This is a genomic window from Phormidium sp. CCY1219 (genome assembly GCF_055795085.1).
Genome location: NZ_JAYFEQ010000448.1, coordinates 73,654 through 99,179, shown reverse-complemented (window position 1 = coordinate 99,179; position 25,526 = coordinate 73,654). Strand labels below are relative to the sequence as shown.

General features: G+C 51.6%; 10 protein-coding genes. 6 read left to right on the top strand and 4 right to left on the bottom strand.

Translation table 11 applies throughout. From position 1 onward, the window contains the following. Nucleotides 1-348 precede the first annotated feature (348 nt). The 3 genes from AC0QH1_RS10895 (at nt 349) to AC0QH1_RS10885 (ending at nt 13,445) form a co-directional block, all read left to right on the top strand. Complete coding sequence (locus AC0QH1_RS10895; protein WP_324631116.1) at nt 349-4,155, top strand: PAS domain S-box protein; 3,807 nt, start codon at nt 349-351, stop codon at nt 4,153-4,155. A 188-nt stretch (nt 4,156-4,343) separates the two neighbouring features. Then, on the top strand, nt 4,344-10,160 hold the full coding sequence (locus tag AC0QH1_RS10890; protein ID WP_324631115.1) for a PAS domain S-box protein: 5,817 nt from the start codon (nt 4,344-4,346) through the stop codon (nt 10,158-10,160). Nucleotides 10,161-10,718: 558 nt separating this feature from the next. After that, nucleotides 10,719-13,445 (top strand): GAF domain-containing protein, encoded by a 2,727-nt coding sequence (locus AC0QH1_RS10885; protein WP_324631114.1) that lies wholly within the window; start codon nt 10,719-10,721, stop codon nt 13,443-13,445. Between the two features lie 112 nt (nt 13,446-13,557). On the opposite strand, the gene AC0QH1_RS10880 is transcribed toward AC0QH1_RS10885, so the two are convergent. The 3 genes from AC0QH1_RS10880 to AC0QH1_RS10870 form a co-directional block, all read right to left on the bottom strand. After that, entirely contained in the window at nt 13,558-15,765 is a 2,208-nt protein-coding gene (locus AC0QH1_RS10880; RefSeq protein WP_324631113.1) for a dynamin family protein, read from the bottom strand. 701 nt (nt 15,766-16,466) lie between these two features. Further along, nucleotides 16,467-17,024 (bottom strand): single-stranded DNA-binding protein, encoded by a 558-nt coding sequence (locus AC0QH1_RS10875; protein WP_324631112.1) that lies wholly within the window; start codon nt 17,022-17,024, stop codon nt 16,467-16,469. 275 nt (nt 17,025-17,299) lie between these two features. Then, the gene (locus AC0QH1_RS10870) at nt 17,300-19,843 is read right to left on the bottom strand and encodes a mannose-1-phosphate guanyltransferase (RefSeq protein ID WP_324631111.1); all 2,544 of its coding nucleotides are present in this window, start codon (nt 19,841-19,843) and stop codon (nt 17,300-17,302) included. A 661-nt stretch (nt 19,844-20,504) separates the two neighbouring features. On the opposite strand from AC0QH1_RS10870, the gene AC0QH1_RS10865 reads away from it, so the two are divergent. From AC0QH1_RS10865 to AC0QH1_RS10855, 3 genes are all read left to right on the top strand, one after another. Continuing rightward, the gene (locus AC0QH1_RS10865; RefSeq protein WP_324631128.1) at nt 20,505-20,684 is read left to right on the top strand and encodes a hypothetical protein; all 180 of its coding nucleotides are present in this window, start codon (nt 20,505-20,507) and stop codon (nt 20,682-20,684) included. Between the two features lie 62 nt (nt 20,685-20,746). Then, complete coding sequence (locus AC0QH1_RS10860) at nt 20,747-21,466, top strand: class I SAM-dependent methyltransferase (RefSeq protein WP_324631110.1); 720 nt, start codon at nt 20,747-20,749, stop codon at nt 21,464-21,466. A gap of 535 nt (nt 21,467-22,001) precedes the next feature. Then, entirely contained in the window at nt 22,002-23,309 is a 1,308-nt protein-coding gene (locus AC0QH1_RS10855; RefSeq protein ID WP_324631127.1) for an ABC transporter ATP-binding protein, read from the top strand. 554 nt (nt 23,310-23,863) lie between these two features. Here the strand turns inward: AC0QH1_RS10855 and rpoD are convergent. Continuing rightward, complete coding sequence (gene rpoD, locus AC0QH1_RS10850; protein ID WP_324631109.1) at nt 23,864-25,030, bottom strand: RNA polymerase sigma factor RpoD; 1,167 nt, start codon at nt 25,028-25,030, stop codon at nt 23,864-23,866. Nucleotides 25,031-25,526: the final 496 nt, after the last annotated feature.

Below are 25,526 nucleotides of genomic sequence, written 5' to 3'. Positions count from 1 at the left end.
GGCCATCGGCGATCGGGAAGGGAGTGGGTCGAAGTCCCTCCCTTCGATCGCCAGGAGTGATGGTTGCAAAATGGCAGCGGATACCCTTGACAATTTGGGGAAAATATGGTATGAAAACAGCACCGGGAAAAAAGCGATCGCCGCTTCACCATCCCGCGCCGATTGAGAAGCCATCCCAGAGACGGGCAACAAATCGGCTGCAATCGTCTTGGAACAAGCCCCCCGAGTGTTTTCAACCGTTAATTTAGCTTTCCCAGACAGCGCCGAGGGGCATACTATTGAGGAACAAGAATACATTTGTCCCAACCCCACAGGGGGTTACGTCGCCGCTTATCGTAGTTCCTCCCTATGAGTGTTTTGCATCTGCCCTTTCTTTTACCCTCGGTTGCGCCAGAGTTGCTCCACCCAGAATTGACCCTGCTGGTGGTGGGGATGGTTCTGGGTGCCACATGCACGTTGATGAGCCTGCTGCTGGCGAAACGCGCCCGTCTCGCCTGGGGAAAACGCCCCCCTGGGGACGCCCCGGAAAAACAGTTAGCCTTTCTGCAAACTGCGATCGATGCCATTCCCGTGCCCATATTTTACAAAAACACCGCCGGCATCTATCTGGGGTGCAATCGCGCCTTTGCCAGTAATTTGGGTTTAACCCCCGAACAGATTGTGGGAAAATCGGTGTACGATCTCGCTCCCGAGTCCTTAGCCGAGAGCTACGATCGCGCCGATCGCGAGTTATGGGAACGCGGCGGGGTGCAGATTTACGAAAATTCCGTGAGATATGCCGATGGAACCTTGCATGAGGTCTTGTTCCACAAAGCCACATTTTACCATACCGACGGCACCCTAGGCGGATTAGTGGGAACCACCCTCGACATTACCGAACTCAAGCGGACCGAAGCGGCGTTGCGCGAGAGCGAAGAACGATTTCGCTGCTTGTCTGAGGCGACAGAGGAAGGGATTGTCATTCACGACAATGGTATCATCCTGGATATCAACCCTGCCTTTGCAAAGTTAGTCGGCGCAGAGGCGTCAGCGATTATTGGCACCTGCGTACTGGATTACATCGTACCCGAGGATCGCCCGCTAGTGGGCGAGAACATCGCCGCTGAAAACGAGAAACCCTATGAAGTGAGGGGGTTGCGCGTCGATGGTGCAACCCTACCTATTGAAATCCACGGGAAAGAGATTCCCTACAAAGGAAAAACCCTCCGCGTGGCGGCGGTGAGAAACCTCAGCGATCGCAAAGCCGGAGAAATGGCACTGCGCGCCAGCGAGAAACGCTTCCGCACCATCTTTGAAGGAGCGGCGATCGGGATTGGGTTAGCCAGCTTAGAGGAACGAGTATTTGCCAGCAATCGCGCCCTAGAGCAGATGCTCGGATATAGCCGCGATCGCTTAGCCACGATGAGCCTGAGCGAATTCACCCATCCCGAGGATGTAGAATTTGCCCGACAATGCTATCGCGATCTGATTGCGGGAAAGCGCGACAGCTATCAAATCGAGAAACGCTATATCTGTCAAACGGGTAACATCATGTGGGCGCGATCGAGCGTTTCTCTCGTGAGAGACGACGGAGGCGAACCGCACTTTACCATCGTGATGGTGGAAGATATCACCGAAAGCAAGCGCACCGAAGAAGCATTGCGCGAGAGCGAGCGGCGATTTCATGCCATCGTCGAATCCATACCCCTGTCGGTCCTGATTACCCGGCGCGCAGACGCCTGTGTGGTCTATGCCAATCACCACGCCAGCCCCACCTTTGGGTTAGAACACGAAGCCTTAATCGATCGCCCGATGCCCGATTTTTGCTTAGCCCGCAGCGATCGCGAACAATTATATAACGAACTGTTTCGCCAGGGTCATTTGTACAACTACGAATTGCCCTTTCAAAAACGTGATGGCACTTGGTTCTGGGTAGTATTGTCCGCCGTCTTGTTGGAATTTGACCGAGAGGAAGCGATTTTATGGACATTTTACGATATCACCTATCGCGTGCGAGTGGAAGCCATGCTACAGGAGCGATCGCGTCAGAATCAGCTCAGTGCCAAAGTCGGAATAGCCCTCTCTCAAGGGGGAAAGACTTCCCAAATTCTGCACAATTGCACCTCTGCCATTCTCACGCACTTAAACGCCAGCTTTGTCGGAATCTGGACGTTAAATCCGCAAAACCAACTGTTAGAATTAAAATCTGCCGCCGGGGAACAGCCGTCCACCCAGGAATTTGGCGATCGCATCCCCAACGGATTTTCCCTCGTGGGCACCATCGCCCAAACCGGGGTTCCATATATTAGCAAACCCCCGTCCGACGATCGCAATTCCCCGCAAGACCGCTTCGCCCATGAAGCATTTCAGAGGGATGTTACCTCCTGGTCAGACAACCCACCCAAGGAGCCTGGGCCGGGAGAGTCGGGGTGGGAAACTCCGGCCCGGAACCCTTCGCCCTCGCCATCCGGCTCAGAAGCTACCGCCCTGGGCGGATATCCGTTAATTGTAGAAGACCGAACCATCGGCGTGATGGTGATTTTGGGGTCGCAATCCTTCAGCGAGGATATGAATAACCTGTTGCGATGGGTCGCCAATAGTATCGGCGTAGCGATCGAGCGCATCAAAGTGCGAGATGCCCTGCTGTCGCGTCGGGAATCGTTACTATTTCGCCTTGCCAGTCAGATTCGCAATTCATTAGAACTGAGCGATATTTTACAAACTGCGGTAGATGAGATTAAAAGTTTATTGCGCGTCGATCGCTGTTATTTTTTGTGGTGCATGTCCGAGGGCGATCGCTCGCACATCAGCGTCACCCACGAATCCAACAGCGAGAACCTGTGCAGTTCCATCGGGGAATATACCGAACCCGCCCTCGCCTGGGCGATCGAAAAGATCCGCGATCGCGAAATTATTCGCATCGACAACATCGCCGAGTTGGACTCTCCCCTACAAGGGTTTCTCGCCGAACTCGGAATCGTCTCGCAACTGATTTTGCCCATAGAAACCCGCGCCAGTCAGTTTGGGGCGGTGGTATGCGGGCATTGTCAGCCCCGCACCTGGAGCGATAGCGAAGTAGAACTGCTGCGCCCGATGGCCGTTCAATTAGCCATCGCGATCGACCAAGCAGAACTTTACGCCGAAGCTTGCGCCTCAGCATTGAGCGCGCAAACCCAAGCCACCCAACTGGAAGAAGCCTTGCGGAACCTGCAGCGCACCCAAGAACAACTGATGCAAACCGAAAAAATGTCCAGCCTCGGTCAATTAGTGGCCGGCATCGCCCACGAAATTAACAATCCCGTCACCTTTATTACCGGGAATCTCCTGCACGTTCGCAACTATGCTTTAGACTTGCTAGAATTGATTGCCTTCTATCAAGAAGAATATCCCCAGGCGAGCGATGGCTTGCGCGCCAAAGAAGAAGAGATAGATTTTAATTTTCTGCATGAAGATTTGCCGAGATTGTTATCCTCCATGAAAAGCGGAGCCGATCGCATCCACAAAATCGTCTTGTCCCTGCGGAGTTTTTCCCGTCTGGATGAAGCGGAGATGAAATGGGTGGATATTCACGAAGGGTTGGAAAGTACCTTGTTGATTTTACAGCATCGACTCAACGGCATAGAGAATGGGTTTAAAATAGAAGTGGTCAAAGCCTATGGGAATCTTCCCCTCGTCGAATGTTATCCCGGTCAGCTCAACCAAGTGTTTATGAATTTACTCACCAATGCGATCGATGCGTTGGAACGGCGCGATCGCAGCCAAACCCCGCCCCGCATCACCCTTCGCACCGAAGTCGGAACCCCAGGGGCGGAATCGGCGCGGGAAAGCGGGGAATTGCAAACCGAGAATGAAGCAATGATGGCACAAGCTTGTGCTGCGCCATCCACGGTAGATTCCCCCCCGGACATGGGGAATGCCCAACAGTTCGTGACGATTAAGATTGCCGATACCGGGCCGGGAATGACCCCCGAGGTGAAAGCGCGATTGTTCGACCCTTTCTTTACCACAAAACCAGTAGGGGCGGGGACGGGTTTGGGAATGTCGATTAGCTATCAAATTATCGTCAAGCAGCATCGCGGTCATCTCCAGTGTATCTCCGAAGTGGGTCGAGGAACGGAAATGGCAATCGTGATTCCGGTGCGACAAACCCCGTCAGAACGACCGATTAAAAATTAAGAATTAAGCGGGTTTGAGGGGAACGGCATTGTCCGTTTAAAATCGGCATGTCAACCCAACATTCTCTAGCTGAAGCGAAGGGGATGAAAGATTCTCGGAACTTCTTTAGTATTGGAGAAGGCAGTGGCCGTCAAATCATTCACGTCTAACATACAAAACTAGCGGTATTTGCAGGAGTCCAGTAAAAAATGAGTCAGATTGATGCTTGGGTGAGTGGTCTCTACGATCTGCGCCTCGTTGCGCTTTCCATCGCAGTGGCTGCATTTGCCTCCTATGTGGCGATCGCCGCCGATCGCCCAGATGCCGATCGCAGTTCCCACCGATCCCCCCCCGCCTGGATCCTCATCAGTGCCGCCGCCATCGGAGTTGGCATGTGGATCGTCCACGGAATCGCCTTTCTGGCATTTCAGACCCCGCCCCTGGCGACCCCCTCCCTTGACTATGAAATTTGGCCGATAATTCTATCTCTGGTGGTGGCGGTTGCGCTTAGCGGGATCGGGTTGTCCGAACAGCCCGCACAGACCCCGGGTTCCCTGTCTTCGGTGAAAAGTGGATTGTTTTTTGCCTTTGCGATCGCCTTATCGCAATTTTTCCTTCTCCTCGCGAGACAACTGCCCGCCCAGCAAACCCTTAATCTGCCGTTGGTGCTCCTGTCTCTCGCCTTAGCCTGTGGATTATCCGGGTTGGGGTTAACCACTTTTACCCCGGGAAATCGCCGGCAACATTGGAGTAGCGCCTTATTTTTAGCCACCGCGATCGCCGGTAGCCACTATACCAGCCAAGCCGCCATCCATACCGCCGTTTTCCCCCCCTCGGAAACCGGACTAGGACCCGATGCCTTTCCATCTTTTTCCGTCAGTTTAGACACCGCCTGGGCGATTGATGGCTCTTACATCATTATTGCCCTGGTCCTCAGCGCGATCGCCTTAATTGCCCTATCCCTGATGCCCAAATCCGTTCCCGAGGGCACAGACAATCCCCCCCATTCCCGTCCTATCTCCTCAACCTCGGTAGAGGCGCAAAATCTTGCTGCCCTACCTCACCCGCGCCGCGAACCCATTTCTCATTCTCGTCCCTTCGCGGCGGACAATTTGCCGATTCACCTGCATGAAAGTCACCGATTTTTTGCTGCCCTAGACAACTTGCCCGGAGGAATTATCGTCAGCGATCGCGCCGGAGGTATTTTACATATTAGCCTCCAGGTTTTTCACCTGTTCGATATCGAGGTAAATTCTCAAGATATACTGCCCAAAAATCTCGATGATTTCGCTCATATTGTGGCCAACAAAATTGCGGACAAAGAAAATTTTGTTTCTCGAAATCAAGAGATAACGACACAAGGCAAAAGAGTGCTGGAAGACCGATTAGATTTAACAAATGGAACGATTATAGACCGAGATTTTATACCTTTAAATTTGGCAAAACGCCACGGTGCATATTTGTGGATTTATCGGGATGTAACCGAACAAAAAAAGGTAGAAGAGGGGCTACAAAGAGCCGCTTTTTCCATCGCCCATGCCAGCGATGCAGTGTTTTGGGTCGAAGTGAATGGCGAGCTAGTGGATGTGAACGATTCCGCCTGTCAATTGCTTTTATATTCCCGGGAAGAACTGCTGAGTTTAAAAATCCAAGACATCGATGCCAACTTTTCCCGTCGGGAATGGTCGAATACCTGGAACAGCCTGAAAAAACGGGGATATTTTACCGAGGAATCCACCCATCGCCGAGCCAACGGGGAATTGTTGCCCGTAGAAGTGACCTGTAATTTTTTAGAATTTAACGGGCAAGAGTATGTGTGTATTTTTGCGCGGGATATCACCGAGCGACTCACGGCGCAAGCCTCATTGCGCGAGAGCGAAGAACGATTTCGGCAGATGGCGGAAACCATCGATGAAGTGTTTTGGATGACCGATCCGCACAAGAATCAGATGGTGTATATCAGTCCGGCGTATGAGAAAATCTGGGGTCGGAACTGCGCGAGTTTGTATGAAAATCCTCTATCTTTTGTGGAAGCCATCCATCCGGACGATCGCGATCGCATCATGGCCGCCTTTGCCAAACAGATTCGCGGCGAATATAACGAAGAATATCGAATTGTTCGACCCGATGGAGCGGTTCGCATCATTTGGGATCGCGCCTTTCCGATTAAAAATGCCAGTGGAGAAATCTATCGCATCGCCGGGATTGCCGAAGATATCACCCATCGCAAAGCGGCGGAAGCGTCATTGCGCGACAGCGAAGAACGGTTCCGGCAAATTGCCGAAAACGTGCGGGAAGTGTTCTTTACCATTGCCCCAGATGCCAGTGAAATGATTTATATCAGTCCGGCTTACGAAGAAGTGTGGGGGCGGAGCCGGGAGAGCCTGTATAAACACCCCCAATCGTGGATCGAGACCATTCATGCCGACGATCGCCAGCGAGTGGTGGCGGAATTTCAAAGACTGCTGCAAGAACAAGGCAAATTTAGCGAAGAATATAGAATCGTCAGACCCGATGGCTCGATTCGCTGGATTTGGGCGCGCGCCTTTCCGATTTTCAACGAAGCCGGGGAAGTGTATCGCATGGTTGGAATTGCCGAAGATATCAGCGATCGCAAATTCGCCGAAGAAGAATTGCGGCAAAAAACCTCAGAACTGCAAGCCATTTTTGAAGCCTTCCCCGACTTATTCTTCCGCCTAGATGCCGAAGGAAACATCCTGGATTATCGAGCCGGCACCACCTCAGATCTGTACGTGACCCCCGATGAATTCATCGGCCAAAAAGTGCAAAACGTGCTGCCAAAAAGCATCACCCCATCCCTAGACGCCGCGATCGCCCGCACCCTTGCCACCATGAAGTCCCAAAGTGTGGAATATGCCCTACCAATGGACGAAGGCAATCGCTTTTTTGAAGCGCGCGTATTACCCTTTACCAGCGACCCAGACCCTTCCGTATTGGCGATCGTCCGCAACATCACCGAACGCAAGCGGTCCGAAGCCGCCTTGCGCGACAGCGAAATGCGCTATCGCGCCATCATCGAAGACCAAACCGAACTGATCTGTCGTTTCCGTCCCGATGGCACCCTCACCTTCGTCAACGATGCCTACTGTCGTTATTTCCACAAAACCCATTCCGAACTCATCGGTCACAACTTCATGCCGATGATTCCCGACGCCGATATGCATGTGATTCGCGAAAATATGGGCAAAATTTCCCCAGAGCATCCCGTAGTTCATTACGAGCATCGGGTGATTCTAGAGGCCGATCGCATCCACTGGCAACAGTGGAGCGATCGCGGCATCTTTAACGAAAACGGCCAATTAGTCGAAATTCAAGCCGTAGGTCGAGACATCAGCGATCGCAAACAAGCCGAACAAGCGATCGAAAAAGAACGCCGACAACTGCGCCAAATCATTACCAACGCCCCAGTAGCAATGGCCATGTTCGACAAAAACATGCGCTACATGGCTTACTCCCAAAAATGGCTCGCCGACTACGGCTTAGAAAATCGCTCCATTCTCGGTGTGAGCCACTATGAAATCTTCCCCGACATTCCCGCACGATGGAAAACCATCCACCAACAAGCCCTAAAAGGAGAAATCATCTCCAACCCGGAAGATGTCTTCGAGCGCGAAGATGGCTCCCGCTTCTACCTGCGCTGGGCGATTCACCCCTGGCACACCCTCGATGGCGAAGTCGGCGGAATCGTCATGGTCACCGATCGCATCGACCAACTGGTAGAAGCCCGCGAAGGCGCACTCGAAGCCTCCCGACTCAAATCTCAATTCCTCGCCAACATGAGTCACGAAATCCGCACCCCCATGAACGGCGTGCTCGGCATGGTAGGATTGCTAGCCAAAACCAACCTCAGCGGCGAACAGCGCGACTTCGTGCAAACCATCCAAATCAGCGCCGAAAATCTGCTCACCATTATCAACGATATCCTCGACTTCTCCAAACTCGAAGCCGGGGAAATGCAACTCGAAACCGTCGAATTCGATCTGAATCGCTGCTTGGAAGATGTGGCGGACTTGTTAGCCCCACCGGCCCATCAAAAAGGACTCGAACTGTGCTACTCCCTCTATCCCGAAGTTCCGCGACAACTGCGCGGCGATACGGGTCGCCTGCGACAAGTGCTGATGAATTTAATCGGCAATTCGATTAAATTTACCTCCACCGGAGAAGTGGTGGTGCAAGCGTCGTTGCACTCCCAAACCCGCAGTAGCGCCACGATTCGATTTGCGGTGCGAGATACCGGCATCGGCATCGCCGCGCAAGACCAGCACAAGCTGTTCGAGTCATTTTCCCAAGTGGATGCCTCCAGCACCCGGGAATATGGGGGCACCGGCTTGGGATTGGCGATTTGCAAACAATTGGTGGAGTTAATGGGCGGCGAAATCGGCGTGGAAAGCGAACAGGGGGTGGGTTCTACGTTCTGGTTTACCGCCACCTTTGCCAAACTGGAAACCGACGCCGACTATCCGGGTGCCTCTTCCCCCACCCTGACCCTCAAGGACTCTTCCTCCGAGAAATATTCCCTTTCCGGTTTGCGGCTGTTGGTGGTAGATGATAACGAAACCAATCGGCAAATCGTTCGCTATCAGGCGAGTGCATGGGACATGCAGGTGGATGAAGCGAGCAGTGCGGTGTTAGCATTGAGCGCGTTGCGTTCGGCGGTGGCCCTGGGTCGTCCTTACGATTTGGCTATCTTGGACATGCAAATGCCGCAGATGGATGGGGCGATGCTGGCGCGGCAAATTCTCAAGGAACCTTCGTTAAAGCAAACCGCTTTGGTGATGATGACTTCGGTGTGTCATGGAGAAGATGCGGCGAAGTTACAAGAATTGGGTTTGGCGGCATATTTGGTCAAGCCGGTGAAGGAGTCGAAGCTGCAGGAGTGTTTGCGACGGGCGATCGCGGCCCGCTCTTCCCTGCGCTTGGGTTCGGTGTCTGCCAAAACGCCCTCTCCCACACCGTCTCCTTCTACTCCAGACTCGCCTAAACCTAAATCGGTGAAAATTCTGGTGGTGGAAGATAATGTTATCAATCAAAAGGTGGTGCTCAATCAGCTTAAACGGTTGGGCTATTCTGCGGATGCGGTGGCGAACGGTCAAGAAGCCTTGGAGATGCTGGCGCAAATTCACTACGATATTGTATTTATGGATTGTCAAATGCCGATCCTGGATGGGTATCAGGCGACGGGGGAAATTCGCCGTCGGGAAGGCGATCGCCAGCATACGGTGGTGATTGCTATGACGGCTCATGCCATGAAGGGCGATCGGGAAAAATGTCTGGCGGCGGGAATGGATGATTATCTCAGCAAACCGGTGGATTTATCCGACCTCGGCTCTACGATCGAGCGCTGGACCGCTCGCCGCTGTTCTCAGGTGGGAGCGGAAAATCAAGATATGATGGTACAAACTCCAACCTCTTTGGCTCAGGACTCGTCTGCTGCAACCGCCCCGAACCTACATTCCCCAAACTTGGTGGACGTGAAAGCATCTGAAGCGCTACCGGGGCAAACGACCATGAATTTTAACTCTAGTCCTGCCCCTGTGGCTCCTTCACCCACGGAAGAACCCCCTGGATCTGCTGCTGCACCTTGGCCCGCGATCGCGGGCCAAAGTGGAGACGCGAGCGATCGCGTCTCTACCACCGAGCACACCGACAATCAGGCTAGCACTACCAATCTGGAGATTGCTGTGAATTTCGATCGCTTGCACGAAATATCTGGTGGAGATACTGAATTCGAACGCGATATCCTCGAAGCGTTTGTTGAGGATGCCCGCGACAATATCGATCGGCTCAAGTTGGCTCTGGCATCAAATGATTGTACCGCTTTTGAAAATGAATCTCATCAGCTCAAAGGTGCCAGTTCTAATGTGGGCGTGACTTCTATTCAAGATCTCGCCACTACCCTCAATCGTCAGGCTAAAGCTGAAAATCTCTCAAATGCCGCCGAGGGTGTGGAAAAATTATCCCAAATGCTCGAAGAGGTTGAGGTTTATATTACCCACAATCTCTAACAGCGCCATCCTATTTCTGTGGCCGAAAACTCCTTTGACCACAGACCCCTACCTCCGCCCAGACTCTCCCCTGTGACCTCTGGGCGGATGGTTCTATTTTACGAGCTATTTCACGAATTTAATGCCCCTCATCCGGGTTGGATTTGCCCGCCCTCGGGATTGGGGATTGACGAGACCAACCCGGTTTTGTTAGGATATCTTGATTTTCGGTTTCGATCCCAAAGATTTGATTAACAAATGTCAAAAATTCATCTCCCTGTTGTACCCTAGAAATGTAGCCCAGAATACATTTTTACCGGAAAACCTATCTTAAATTAAAACAAGCGGGACGGCATACCTTTGCCATCTTACGGCTTAATTTTTATAAATTTTTTTTTTGACTCGATAAATTAACTGAATAACACGCACAAAATCCCCGAAACCGGGGTTGGGAAAAGCCATTCCGCCCAGAAAATAGCCCAAGCTGCCCACCAGGAAAATTTGGGGTGATGAGTCGTTATGTTCGAGAATTTTTTCCTCTTTCCTCGCGTAAGTCCAACCGTATCCCTGAGAAGTCCGTTGCAACCCACTCCCATCGAAGACCCTCAAAAGCGCAGCGCCTTGTTGCGAAAAGTCATCGACCAAATTTGGCATTCTTTGGATCTCAAAGCAATCCTGCAAAGCGCCGTGGATGAAATTGCGGCAATGCTCGACCTCGATGCCTGTAGTTTTTTATGGTATTTTGAGCGATCGCAACGGGTGCAAGTGGTATGCGATTGCCACTGCAAGTCGGGAGTCGCCGCCGGTGGCGGGATCGGCAAACTCTCGGAAATAGGCAATTACTCCTTAGATGTCTTTGGTTCCGCCGCCAGCGCGATCGCTCAGGGACGCATGATGGTCAGCACCGGACCGATATCCCAACCCGGTGCCTTTGGCGCAATGACCCGCATCATCGCCAACTGTCCCCTCGCCCGTCCGCCAGAACCGTTATTGGGCGAACCCAACGCGGACCGTGCCTCATGGAATTCTACCCGGGGGGACATCTCGCAGAGGGAACCACAAGAGCGCATCGCCAATCTATTAGTGCCGGTAAAAGGATCGCAAGGATGGTTGGGATTCGTCGCTTGTTTCTCACAAGAACCTCGCCCCTGGACCGCTGCAGAAATCGAATTCGTTCAGTTAATCGCCCAACAATTAGAAATCGCCATCCGGCAAGCGCAAATGTACGAACAAATCCACCAACAAGCCCAGCGAGAGCGGTTAGTCAATCAAATTGCCAGCCAAACCCGTCAAAGTTTTAACTTGGAAGTGATTTTAAACCAAGCGATCGGCCAACTGTTAGAAGCTTTAGCGGTCGATCGCTGTTTGGTGCATCTGGTAGAAGACCAAGAACCGACGGAGAAGGACTCGCCCAAGCACTCGGAAACCTGTTTTTGGGACATCGCTAATGATGTGGCGTTCCGGCGATCGCACTTGTTTGAAGTCTGCCGAGCGCCATTTTCACCCTCCCTCGAGGACTTCGACACTCACGGCCCGATTACCCAATGGACGATCGCTCATCGAACACTGGTGGCGATCGCTGATGTCAGCCAAGACCGCCGCATCGGCAGCCAAAACGAAGAATACCAAAAAGCGCAAATCAAATCCTCCCTGGTGGTGCCGGTGCAGGCAAACGGCAAATTGCATGCCCTACTCTATATCAATCAGTGTTCTCACACAAGGTACTGGACGAAACACGACCGCGAATTGGCGCAAGCCGTGGCAGACCAACTAGCCATCTCCATCCAGCAAGCTTGTCTGTACGCCCAAACTCGCGCCTCGATGGAGCGAGAATCCCTCTTGCGCTTCATTAGCGAACAGATTCGCCGCACCCTGGATTTGCAAACTATCCTGCAAACTATCGCCCGGGAAGTCCGCCAACTGCTCGACACCGATCGCGTGGCGATTTATCAGTTTAGGGACCTTGAAACCGGACAAGTGGTGGTGGAAGAAAATCTCCCGGGTATCTCCCGGATGAAAGCACTGTGCCAAGAACGCTGCTTTGATGGAAATTGTCGCGCCTACGCCCGGGAATACCAACACAACCTCGGGGTGCGCGCCATCGAAGATATCGATCGCGCGCCGGCGGTGGATGCCGCCAAGCACGCTTGTTGGAAACGGCTCAACGTGCGATCGAGTCTGATCGTCCCCCTGCACAGTTGTTCAAATCAATTATGGGGACTGCTGATCGTTCATCAGTGCGATCGCCCCCGCCGATGGCGCTCCTCGGAAATCGATTTGCTCGAACAACTCGCCGAACAACTCGCGATCGCCATCCATCAAGCCGAACTCTACGAACAAGCCCGCACCGCCGCCCAAGTCGCCGAAACCAAAGCCCAAGAATTACAACAAGCCTTACACCAACTCCAACAAACCCAAACTCAGCTCATTCAAAGCGAAAAAATGTCCAGTTTGGGCCAACTCGTCGCCGGCGTCGCCCATGAAATCAACAACCCGGTGAACTTTATTTACGGCAATCTTTCTCACGTGGACGGTTACACCCAAGATTTGCTCGACTTAATCGAACTGTACCAAAAACACTATCCCGAACCCCACGTAGAAATCCAAGAGCATGCGGAAAATATCGAACTCGACTTTTTGCGCGAGGATATGCCTTGCATTTTAAACTCCATGAAAATTGGAGCCGATCGCATCCGCGAAATCGTTCTGTCTCTGCGGAATTTCTCGCGCTTGGATCAAGCCGAAATGAAATTGGCTGACATTCACGAAGGCATCGACAGCACGTTATTAATCTTGCAAAATCGTCTCAAAGCAAAACCCGGTCATCCATCAATCCAACTGGTCAAAGACTATGCCTCGTTACCAAAAGTCGAATGCTATCCGGGCCAGCTCAATCAGGTTTTGATGAATATTTTAGGGAATGCGATCGATGCCCTCGAGAACTCTCCCCATCAGCCCGCTACAGCACAAGAAAACGCCTCTCCCCAAATTACCATCCGCACCGAATGGCTCACTGGCGATCGCACCCCTGACCGAGTGGCAATTATTATCTCCGATAATGGTCCGGGGATGACGGAAGACGTCAAAATGCGTCTGTTCGATCCATTTTTTACCACCAAAGCGGTGGGCAAAGGCACCGGGTTGGGACTGTCGATTAGCTATAAAATTGTGGTGGAAAAACACAAAGGCGCGATCGCTTGCTTCTCCGAACCCGGAAACGGAGCCGAGTTTCGCATCGAAATTCCCCTCCGACAATCCTTGGCTTCTTCCAATCCCACACCACAACTCATGGCGGTGAATTCCTAACCCCTTCCCCCACCTCGGGGGAAACTCTATCTCCCTACCCACCCTCCCCCATCGTGCGGGACAGGAGAAATGAGAAACCGCCACTATTTCTCATTTCCCCATTCTTACCCCTTCACTGTTTCTCCCCCAATGCGATAAGCTGCTCGAAGACAGTTTGCAGGCTATTTTTCACTCGGATTTCCCAATATCCCTTGGCTTTAGCCCGAATGCGTTCCACTTCTCGATTGATGGCAAATTCGCAGATATCGAAAATGTCTTTTACCGAGACCGAGTAGTGAGGCGTATTGGCTTGATTGAAGGGCAACCATCCCAACACATTACCCGATCGCTGACCATCAGCGGTTTCTTCTAATACCAAATTTTCCGCGATCGAAGGCTGCAAATCCTCAATATTGTCCGGGTCAAATTTGAGTTTGGGTTGGGCGATCGCTTGCGGTAAATGAGCCGCCACCCACCCCTGATAGGGTTCGCCTAAAATCCCCATCGCTTGTTGCAGCGTTTCTACTAAACTTCCCTGCTTGTCCGCGATATCGGTTTGAATGGCTTGGTATTTCATATCCAGAGCCTTCACCAGTTCGGGTTTGACAGAATTATAAGCGCGATCGGCTTGCTCTTGGGCGTTTTCTAGCTTAGCAAACTGCAAGTATCCGGTAGACTTAAATTCTAGCTGTGATTCGAGCCACTGCAACCCCCCTTGCGTCCGATCGGTTTGTCCGCCGTTGATTTTTTGCACCAACCCCACCCGGAATTTTTTCACCGGGGAAGCTTGGCGATATTCTTCTTGGTAAAAATACCGTTCTAGAGATAGTCGCAAATTCCGTTTGAGGCTGACTAAATCTTGGTTGATTTCAATCAACAGTCGGGGTTTGAGTTCTTCCTCTACTTGTTTGGCTAGTTTTCGCCACAGTTCGACGAGATAAAGATACTCCGCCAATCGTCTGATTTGCACCTTCAACTCTTCGGCGGATTTCCCGACTGCAGTTTCTTGTAAATCTGTATCGTTGCAGAGGGTTAAAATCTGGCTCTTGCTGAGATTTAAAGCCGATTTAATACAGCGAGGTGCCGCCCGTTCGATGAGCAGGTCGATCGCACTTTCTAGGAAGGGTGCAAAGCCCGATCGTTGCCAAAGTCGCTGGGCTTTTTTCTGCAACTGAGCCAAGGTGGCATCTTCCAGGTCTTCTTCCCAGTCTATGCCAAATACTTCTTGCGCTAGCGATCGCGCGGTTTTTAGCTGGGCAATTTCTACCCCCGGTTTTTCCTGCAACTCCTGGAGAAATTGCGCCGCTACAAAGGCTTGTCTGGCGGAAATTTCAAACAGGCGATCGCGATCGGCTTTTTCCCCCAATCCAAATTCCGCCGCCACAAACTGCCGCAGTTCTTCTGAGGTCATATCTTCTTCCCGGCGCTGGTCTATTTTATTGACCAAGACCAATAAATTCTCTTTTCCTCTCAGTTGGATGACCTTTTGTACCTCTTGTTTGATGTCTTCTGCAGCTTGGGTTTTCAGTTGCGTAAAATCCAGTACCACCGCCACCATCGAACTTTTTCGCAGTTGTTCCAACACTACGGAGGCTAATTGCGGTTCGCCGGCTTCATTAACCCCGGGCGTATCCACAATCACTAGGTTGCCCCGCATTTCTGGAGTTTCGCTTTTTGGTAATCCCCAAAATGGGGTAAAAATACGCGGAAGTTCGGTTAAAAATTTCAGGGGATCGGCTTCGGGGGCGATAATTTTGCTCAACCGCACGATCGCATTGCAATCGTTTAGGGTTTGGCAAACCGCTTCGCAACCGGAGACTTGCGCCGCAAGGGAAAAGTGCGATCGCTGTGCCATAGTTTCTAGTTCTTCCCCGAAATGGGCAGACTCCGCCATTTGTTGGCGCACTTTCTCGATTCCGAGTTCTGTGATTTGCGCTTGCAATGCGCTAAAGCTTTTCTCGAAAATGGAGATCGGTTGCGGGGTAAATCTCAAAATGGGCTGTTTTAATTGGGCGTTGAAAATAACTTCAAGGGGTAAATTCGTCATCTCGGCATTGCGCCGGGGAACCAAGGGCTGACCGATGAGCGCATTGACGATGGTTGATTTCCCTGCTTTCATCGGGGCAGCGATCGCCATTTTTAGCTTCAGTTGTTCTACATTGCGAATGGCATGGTGAATTTCCTGCTGAAATTGCAGGTATTTTTCTCCGTCTTTTTTACCCCGATTTGACTGGGCAATACCCATCAATTTTTCGATTTTTTCTAACAGCCCAATCGTCTCGGTTTGTAAAATTTTCAGATGATTGGTCAGAGGGTCAAAACTCACTCGATTGTTGTTCATTTCGTTATGCCTGTTGGTTTATCGGTGCAGTTGAGTCCGATTTTGGCTTTTTTCTGTCCGGAGTCTACATGCTGCTACATTTTTATTGGACTTTCCGGATTTATTAGTTTTTCTAGAACATGCAGGGGCTTGGCAGTGGCGCTGTTTTTTGAAAAATCGCTTTTCCCTGTAGGGTTTGAAGACCTCCGTGAGTTCGGTCAATTTTCATTTAGGCGTTGACGGACAGAGGCTTGGCAGGCAGTATTTTTTTAGTATAGCCTGGAATTCTTTTTCGGACAAGTCTGGCGATCGCCGTTTTAAGAATCCTTAACAATTGGCCTGAGTTGTCGATCGCGCGCCTTTAGCAGGGTTGCGATCGCGGGCGAGAAAAAGGCTCGCGATTTGCTGCAAACGGCTGCCTCGGTGGGGAAAAATAGTTAGGAAGGCGACAATACCCTTTCGTTCTTTTTTTGTTATTTCCATTACCAAGCCGGCAGGGAAGGAGGGGAATTTTCTTGTCTGGAGTGGGGAAGGCGTTTTGCCAGATGTGGGAGTTGTTTCGGGTTTATACTATATGAAAACCGGAGACGAACGGTTGCCCGTCTCCAGGGAAAGGAGTTATGGGATGTGCTATCTCAGAGAAACTTCTCCTAGAGTAAAGATCCGCACGGGTAAGTCTTTACACTAAAAGAAGCGAGAGAAAACCGCCGGGAGTTAGGGAGTTAGAAAGGAATATCATCTTCAGAGTATTCCTCCATCGGCGGTTCTTGGGAGGAAGAGGTTTGGCGAGTGGGTAGGGGATAGGGTTTGGAGGGAACTGGTTGTCTGGGTTGTGCGGGAGGAGAAGCAGGAGTGGACGGGTGGTTTGCGTCGTCGGTTTTGGGAGAACCGGAAGCATGTTGCGGGCGGCGAGACTGCAAGGAAACCACGTTTGTCTTTGTCGCAGAAGGTTTGGCTGGCGGGGAAGGAACTTCGCTTTCTTTCCCCACACTGTGAATGCGTTTGGCCACCAATTCGGCTCGTTTTTCTTTAAAGCCTTCGGGACGTTCTACCACGTTCATACTCAAGCGACCTTCAATCACCACGCGATCGCCCGGGTGATAGCGACCCTGAATTTCTTCCGCGAATCTTCCCCATCCGATCACTTTCAAATGACAGGGGGGATCGGTGTCGCGCCAAGAGGGAAACTCCACCAACATTTCTGCCAAAGCCAGGTTATCGCTGGTGTAGCGAAGTTGAGGCTCTTGAACGATTTCGGCCATTAAAATGCAGCTATTCATAAAAAGCTCCGAATTTCGAGATTCAACGGGGGAGAAGAGTAGAGACTGGGGTGCGATCGCGTCAAGCGCGAATAATGAAGCATGAAACACCACTCAATTTTCACCTTTCAACACTCAATACTCAATCCTCAATTCTTCTGTTCCCCGACCTACAATAATTAATTATATACCCGAGCGGGTCAACTGCGATCGCCAATAAAGAAATCGCGAGTCAAACCCCCCGCCGAGGGGGGTTTGACTCGCGATTCAATCGATGCGGCTATGGGTCGATGAGATTAACTTTCCGCTAACGAGATGGAGTTACCTCCTTCTTGTTCTTGAACGAAATCTTGCACGTACTTGCGGTACTGCATCAAACTTCCATCCACCCATTCGCGATCGGTACTGTTGGCGAAAATATGAACCATTGGTTCGCCAGCATCGGGTAAAATCAACACCCAGCTATCTTCTTGGTGGGGGCGATCGAAAATCTTCACCCCATCCACCAGTTCTAAATTATCCCCTGGGTGAGTTTCTACCAAATGACGCATCAAAGCACCTTTCACAGTCCAAGGACAGCGCACGGTATAGGTTTTGTGGCAAACCCGAGGCACGTCGGAGCGAATTTGCGCTAAAGACTGTTCCTGCACCGTCAGCATTTCAATCACCTTAGCAATGCAGAACATCGCATCAAATCCAGGATGCAGTTGCGGGAAAATAAAGCCCATCTCGCCACTCCCGCCGAGAACCACATTTTGATTCGCCTGACAAGCTTCCATCAGGGCGGTGGGATTTGCCTTGGTGCGAATCACCTTCCCATCGTGACGACGGGCAATATGTTCCACTGCAGAGGAGGAATGCACCGGCACCACCACGGTTCCGCGCGGGTTGGTGGTCAAAATCATGTGAGTCATCAGGGCATTGAGCAATTCGCCGCGAATTTGACCCCCGGTTTCGTCCACTAAAATGAGCTGTTCCCCATTGGCGGAAACTTGCACCCCAAAATTGGCGCGTAACGCTTCCACCACCTGACCGAGTTGTTGCAGCAAATTCTCGCGCTCTTCCGTGGAAGGTGCGGTTTGGCGCAAGCTGGCATTTAATACCACCGCGTCGCAGCCAAATTTGGCCAGCAGCACAGGCAGAACCGCGCCGGAAACGGCATAGGAATAGTCGATTACCACTTTGGAATTGCTACAGCGAATGGCTTCTACGTTGAGGTGGTTCTCAAATCCGGTGCTGTAGAGATCCAGCACTTGGCTGGGGTACGCCATATTTCCGATTTCTTCAATCTGCGCGCGCCGGAAATCTTCTTTAAAATAGGCACCTTCGATTTTTTTCTCCCGCGCCTTGGAGATATTGATGCCTTTCTCGTCGAAGAATTCAATCAAGAGGGAGTCGGTGCGTTCTGGGTGCAGGCGCACGTGGATTCCCCCTTCCACGGATAGGGTGGGGACGATGGACCGCGCTAGGGGAATGGCGGTGGCTTCCAGGTTTTGCACGTTGGTGCCTACAGACATCAAGCCGGCAATCAGCGATCGCGATACCATCCGGGAAATACTGCGCTGATCCCGCGATACGGTGACGCTGGCACCGGGTTTTAAGGTGGATCCATAGGCCGCCCCCAGTTTCACGGCAAATTCTGGCGTAATATCGATATTCGCCAGTCCGGATACCCCTCGCTGTCCGAATAGATTGCGCTGTGCTGCATGACCCCAAATTAAATTAATATTTAGGGTGGCACCGGATTCGATTTTCTTGCTCGGCCAAACGCGCACTGCAGGACTGATTTGCGCTTCTTCTCCTACAGTGGAGAGGGATCCTACCACCGCCCCTTCTAGAACATGGGCGCGGCGATCGACTCTTACCCCTCGCGCTGCAACGCAAGCGCGCAAGTGCGCTTCTTCCCCGACGATCGCTCCGTTCCACACAATCGGACGCTTCAGGTCGGCATCGGCTCCTACGGTCACATTATCCCCAATCACGGTGCCGGCTTCAATGCAGACCCGCGCCCCAATCCGGCAATTATCTCCGATCAGCGCTGGGGTTTGAATCTTGGCACTGGGATCGATATAGGTGTTCTGACCCACCCAGATGCCGGGGGAATGCTCTTCGTAGGCGTAATCTAGGTGGACTTTGCGATCGAGTCCATCGTATTGCGCCTCGCGATAGGCATCTAGGTGCCCTACGTCGCACCAGTACCCTTCGGCAACATATCCGTACATCGGTTCCCCTTTTTCTAGCAGCAAGGGGAATAAGTCTTTGGAAAAGTCGCTTTCTTGATTGGCAGGCAGATATTTCAGGACTTCCGGTTCTAAAATGTAGGTTCCGGTGTTGACGGTATCGGAGAAGATTTCGCTGGTGGAGGGTTTTTCTAAAAACCGCTTGATCCGCTGGTCTTCATCGGTAATCACTACCCCAAATTCGATGGGGTTGGGAACCCGCGTCAACACTAAGGTCGCTTTGGATCCCTGCTCTTTATGAAATTTTACCGCTGCGCTGAGATCGAAGTCGGTAATACTATCTCCGCTAATGACGAAAAAGGTGTCGTCGAGGAGTTCGGCAATATTTTTGACGCATCCTGCCGTTCCTAGGGGTTGATCCTCTTCGACTGCATAGGTCATCTGCACCCCAAACTCACTGCCATCTTGGAAGTAGTCCCGCATGACGTCGGGAAGATAGTGCAGGGTGGCGATGATTTCTTCGATCCCGTGCCGCTTGAGGAGATTGACGATATGTTCGGCAATGGGTCGGTTTAAAATCGGCACCATCGGTTTGGGCAAATCGCAGGTCAGCGGTCTCAGGCGGGTTCCCGAACCGCCAGCCATCAGCACTGCTCGCATAGTTCCTCCTTGTTGGGTATTTTTACTCCGCGATCGCTTCGCTTCTGGTTTATGTCTTGTCAGCGATCTTCGTACTCTAGTATCTTATGCTTGTCGCATCTATGAGCTTCTCAGCTTACCCCCTTTCCTTGGGCTAACGCTCTCTATCGGCACTCTAGCAACTGAACACTTACCAGACTATATCTCCTGGGTTCGCTTGGTTTGCCTCCTCCTTGGCCTCTCCATCTCAGACAAGGGTGAATAGTGGCGGTTTGACTGGCAACTTGACGCTCGTCTTTGCGGGACTTGGCCTGTTTGATTATTTAGGAAGGCTTACGGCTCAGTCTACACCCTAGCGGTGTAATTTTGATGAAACCCCGCCCGGTTTTGGGGTGTGCCCCTGGATTATGAGTTGGATGTTCGTCGCCTCTTTGCTTCTGTACCATTCTCTTCCTGGGTCGGATCCACCCTCGCGGTTGCTCTTCGCTGTTCCCTCTCGAGCCTATCATCTCCCGGCGAATCCTTTTACCTCCTTGCACGCGGTACAATACTCTCTAGCGGCGGTACTGTGGCCTACTTCTATTTTGCAGGGGTCTCTACTGGAAGGCGTACGCTCTTTTTTAACCGCTTGTGCAGTGTTGCACCGTCGTTCATCTAGATCCTTATCCCACAGGTGGCAAATATGGAAATATTGAGTTTCTTATTGCTGGTCGTCTATGCTGGTGGTGGCTGGAAGTTCTGGAAAGGCTTTAAACGCACCAACTTCAGCGAAGGTCGCCTTTATTTGACTTTGTTGTGGCCTGTCTTGATTGCGAATAAGTCTTATCGCAAAAATTTTAACAAAGCCCTCAAAGGAAAATAACTAGCTACACAATTGCAAGTCGATAACGTGACATCGGAGGTCTCGGATGGGGAAGTCAGCTCATGTCTAAACCGCGCCATATTACCCCTTCACCGGGCGATCGCTTCGGTTCTGACCCTTGGCGCGATCGCACCTCGGCTATCTCTACTCGCTTTAACCGGGAATATCGCGGCGATGCCTTCGAGCTCCCCTCTGAGGTGGAGGCAATGCCGATTTTTCACGATCGCGCTTCTGGTACCTTACACGCGAAAACGAGTTCCCCTTTCTGGGAACTCGCTCAACCTCAAAAAAACCAACACTGTCTCGATCTCGGCTGCGGAGTCAGCTTTTTGGTCTATCCCTGGCGAGATTGGCGCGCTTATTTTTACGGTCGCGAAATCAGTACCGAGGCTCGCGATCTCCTCAATTCCCGTGGCCCCCAGCTCAATTCTAAGCTGTTTAAAGGGGTCGAACTCTCCCCGGCACATCGCTTGAGCGATGAGGACGATCGCTTCGATCTCGCGATCGCTACCGGCTTTAGCTGCTATTATCCCCTCGAGTATTGGTCTTCTGTTATGGCTCAGGTGCAGCGGGTTTTAAAACCACAAAGCTATTTTGTCTTTGACGTTCTCGACCCCGATTCCCCGATCGCAGAAAATTGGGCCATTTTAGAAACCTATCTCGGTGCGGAAGTCTTTTTGGAATCCCTCCATGAATGGGAAAAACTTATAAAATCCACAGGCGCTAAAATCGTGAAACGTCTGCCGGGAGAATTGTTTAATCTCTATAAAGTCCGCTTTTGAAGCCCGCCCAATTTTCCCTAACCGTCGGTCGTGGTTCGCGTTGTATTTTTAAGGAACCCTTTTGTATCTACCCCGGACATCTCCCTTGCATCGATGGTTTATGTTTTTTATATACCCTAAAGGCAGTCTCTTTCGGGGTTTTCAACACCGAAGGAGGCGGAGGGACAAGCGGAACCTAACCCTGCCCTCGGCCTCGATCGCTATATATACCTGCCTCCTCTAACCCACCGGACTTTTTATCACAAAGCGAGAGCCAAGATAAATAACGAGGGTTGACAGTTGGCAACTTGTTATGCAGGTTGGGGGAAGGAATTTGACAATGCTGCAAAAATATGATAATCGCTAAGATAACACGATCGAAGGTAGCACGGGGAGAGGGAAGATAGGGATCGCGTTTTGCAACAAGCGCTAAAGAGGGATCCGGGGCAGGGAGATAGATCGAGGAATTAGCTCAAAGCGAACGATCGGCGCAACAATAAAAGACAATAAAAACAGATCGCAAGTGGCATTGAGTGGAGGTCATCGGGAATTAATCGTGGCACAGGTTGTTATCGAAAACGTTTACAAAACTTACAGCCGCCGCGCGATCGCGGCAAAATCCCCCACAGATCCCCGGTTAGTAGCAGATGAGGCATCGGGGCGATCGCCGAGCAAAAGCGCCCAAGTCTTGCGGCGAATCAACCTAACCGTGGAAGATGGCGAATTTATGGTATTAGTCGGGCCATCCGGATGCGGAAAAAGTACCCTATTGCGGTTAATTGCGGGGTTATCAGAACTGACGGCGGGAAATATCTGGGTGGGCGATCGCGCGATCGACGAGTTGCCCCCGAAACAACGCGACATTGCGATGGTCTTTCAAACCTACGCCCTTTACCCCCACCTGAAGGTTTATGACAATCTTGCCTTTGGGTTGCGGCGCACCATCGTGGCGCAGAGGGGACAAGGGTCGGAATTAGGAACCTCAGTGGAGCGTGCCTCCTCAATTCCCGGTTGGGCGGAAGATGCGTTAGTTGCCATGACGCGCAATTTCCCAAAACCCTGGCGCTATCTCTCAGAAAAAGAGCGCGAAGTGGATCGCCGGGTGCGAATGGTGGCTCAATTGCTGCAAATCGAAGTGCTGCTCGATCGCAAACCAAAAGAGCTTTCTGGGGGACAAAAGCAGCGGGTGGCACTGGGTCGCGCAATGGCGCGCAACCCCCAAGTTTTTTTAATGGATGAGCCGCTCTCCAATTTAGACGCGAAACTCAGAGCCGAAACCCGCAGCCAAATCGTCAAGCTACAGCGTCAGTTAGGCACTACGACGATTTACGTCACCCACGACCAAACCGAAGCCATGACGATGGGCGATCGGATTGCGGTAATGAATGCCGGGGCGATCCAACAGATCGCGCCGCCGTTGGAATTGTATCACCGTCCGGCTAACTTATTCGTGGCCGAGTTCATCGGTTCGCCCCCGATGAACTTTATCCCAGTTAAGTTTAAAGCCCCGTTGGGAATTACCCACGAGTCATTTCGCTTTACGCTGCCACAATCGTGGGCAGAACCGTTACAAGGCTATGACGGACAGTCGTTAATTTTAGGCATCCGACCGGAACACTTGAATATCAGTCCCGCCGCCACGAAAAATTTGATGGTGAAAATAGACCTGGTGGAAGCCTTGGGACATGAAACCTATATTGCCGGAACCTTGGTGGGCGCGTCACCCCCCGTCACCCTCCAGGCGCGAATCGCACCGGATTGGTTCGTGCGTCCTGGGGAAGAACTGTGGCTAGCGATCGCTCGGGATAAGATTCATCTGTTCGATCCCGATACGGGGTTGGCCATTTTTTCGGCCAGTGCTTGAGCGACCTGCACCTACTTCCACCGCCAGGGATCGGCTCCCTAGCTTTTGTTACCACAACGTTGCTTCTTTGGCAATGCTAGGTGCGATTTTTTTAACCAAACGTTACAAAATCTGCGGATGAATTCGGAATCGGTGTTGCGCCCTTTACCGTAGCGCTCGAGATGAAATGATTGTACCACAAACCTGTTGGTGATTTCTCCATACAAGCCACTCACTGCTTTTCAGTATCCCTAGGGGATGAAAGGCCCGATCGCCTCGCCCGATCGCCAGCTAGGCGAGAAAAGGAGAGTGCGGCGAATCTGGTTCAACTCTGGCTGTTGCACCAGGGGGCGATCGCGCGTAGGGGAACAAAAATCTCGGTTGTGGGTTTAATGCTCACGTGAGTTTTGTCCCCCCTGTGGCAAGGTGAAAAAAAAAATAGCTGGTAGTTCCCGTCGGAACTGCCAGTTGTTTTTCGAGGGTCATAGTTGGTGCGTAGGGATTGATGAACCAAGCGGGGGGTCAAGGGCGATCGCCACCGAATTGACCCCCATCCCTAACCCAGTGGGGCGCGATTAGCGAATATATTCTTTCAGGATGCTGTTGCGATTGGGATGGCGCAACTTCCGCAGTGCTTTCGCCTCAATTTGGCGAATGCGTTCGCGAGTGACGTTAAATATTTGGCCGATTTCTTCTAGCGTTTTCATCCGACCATCGTCCAACCCGTAGCGCAAGCGCAACACATCGCGTTCGCGCGGGCTAAGTGTGTCGAGGACGCTTTCGAGGTCTTCGCGCAGGAGATTTTTAGACACTTGGTCTTCTGGGTTTTCCCCATCAGATTCGATAAAATCCCCCAAGCGAGAGTCTTCTTCTTTGCCGATCGGAGTTTCGAGAGAAATCGGTAATTGAGCCGATTTAGCAATAAAGCGCAACTTTTCGATGGTCATTTCCATGCGAGTTGCGATTTCTTCTTCCGTGGGTTTGCGACCCATTTCTTGAGAAAGAAGCTTCGTGGTTTTCTTAATGCGAGAAATTGTTTCGTAGAGGTGAACCGGAAGGCGAATGGTGCGAGATTGATCCGCGATCGCGCGCGTAATCGCCTGTCGAATCCACCAAGTCGCGTAAGTGGAGAATTTGTAACCTTTTTCGTGGTCGAATTTCTCGGCGGCGCGTATCAAACCGAGACTGCCTTCTTGAATTAAATCTTGAAAAGACAATCCCCGATTCATGTATTTTTTAGCGATGGAAACCACCAGACGCAAGTTGGACTGTACCATTTTGTCCTTGGCCCGCCTGCCCAAATGAAGGCGATTGCGAAACGTGGGTAAAGGCATATCTACGGCTTCTGCCCACTGCGCCTCACTCGGCTCATGTCCCATATGTTCGCAGAGTTGCTCGCGAATGCGCTCTAATTCGAGCAAGTCTGCAATTTTACGCGCCAGTTCGATTTCTTCGTCAGCGCGCAGCAGTCGAATCCGACCAATTTCTTGCAAATACAGACGGATCGAGTCTTCACTATAGTGCTTCTTCTTGGCTTGGGGTTTTCGACGGGCAGCGCTCAGTTTAGCCGACTTGCCATCCTCGCCATCGGGCAAAGTTTCCATCACCTCCTCGTCTCCCGAGCGGTTTTGCATCGATTCGTCGGACGAATCGATTAGCATATCTAATTCATTTTGAGACCGACCGATCGCTTCGAGATCGGAGTTCTCAAGGGGTGCCAATACGTTGTTAGCTTGGGTCATGCCGCGTTCCTCATGCTCCTTAATGAAACAATCAACAATTTTCAAATGTGCGATCGGGATTCAGTTCTCAATTTCTAGCCCCTCAGTGGATTTTACCCCCATTTCCGGCTGATTAAGAAGGTCTCGATACCACCGGAAAAACCCAACTTTCCAGTGACGATTCCCAGAGGCGATCGGGTCTGGCCCGTGTCATCCGGTCAGCTTGCGCCTATCGCAAAGCCTGAGCGACAAACACTGGGTGGCAATTGCGTTTCAACTGCTCTCCATCCACGAGTAACTAGAACAGAACCTGTATCTCATTAATTATTCCCAATCCACGAAACGGTTAACTAGAAGTGTTCTCTTCAGTTTGGGTTCTGTGCGGTAGGCGCAAAGACATGCACCAATTGTAGCCTTTTTCACAAAAAATGCACGCTTGTTGTCTGGGTTTATTTGCCAGTCGGGATCTCTAAGGAAGCAACCTCCTGACATCCGCATCTGACCTGCACCATCGCCC

What these genes read in the sequence shown, in the direction of transcription:
- AC0QH1_RS10895 (WP_324631116.1), top strand. Translation starts at nt 349, where the DNA reads ATGAGTGTTTTGCATCTGCCCTTTCTTTTACCCTCGGTTGCGCCAGAG.
- AC0QH1_RS10890 (WP_324631115.1), top strand. Translation starts at nt 4,344, where the DNA reads ATGAGTCAGATTGATGCTTGGGTGAGTGGTCTCTACGATCTGCGCCTC.
- AC0QH1_RS10880 (WP_324631113.1), bottom strand. Translation starts at nt 15,765, where the DNA reads ATGAACAACAATCGAGTGAGTTTTGACCCTCTGACCAATCATCTGAAA.
- AC0QH1_RS10875 (WP_324631112.1), bottom strand. Translation starts at nt 17,024, where the DNA reads ATGAATAGCTGCATTTTAATGGCCGAAATCGTTCAAGAGCCTCAACTT.
- AC0QH1_RS10870 (WP_324631111.1), bottom strand. Translation starts at nt 19,843, where the DNA reads ATGCGAGCAGTGCTGATGGCTGGCGGTTCGGGAACCCGCCTGAGACCG.
- AC0QH1_RS10865 (WP_324631128.1), top strand. Translation starts at nt 20,505, where the DNA reads ATGGAAATATTGAGTTTCTTATTGCTGGTCGTCTATGCTGGTGGTGGC.
- AC0QH1_RS10860 (WP_324631110.1), top strand. Translation starts at nt 20,747, where the DNA reads ATGTCTAAACCGCGCCATATTACCCCTTCACCGGGCGATCGCTTCGGT.
- rpoD (WP_324631109.1), bottom strand. Translation starts at nt 25,030, where the DNA reads ATGACCCAAGCTAACAACGTATTGGCACCCCTTGAGAACTCCGATCTC.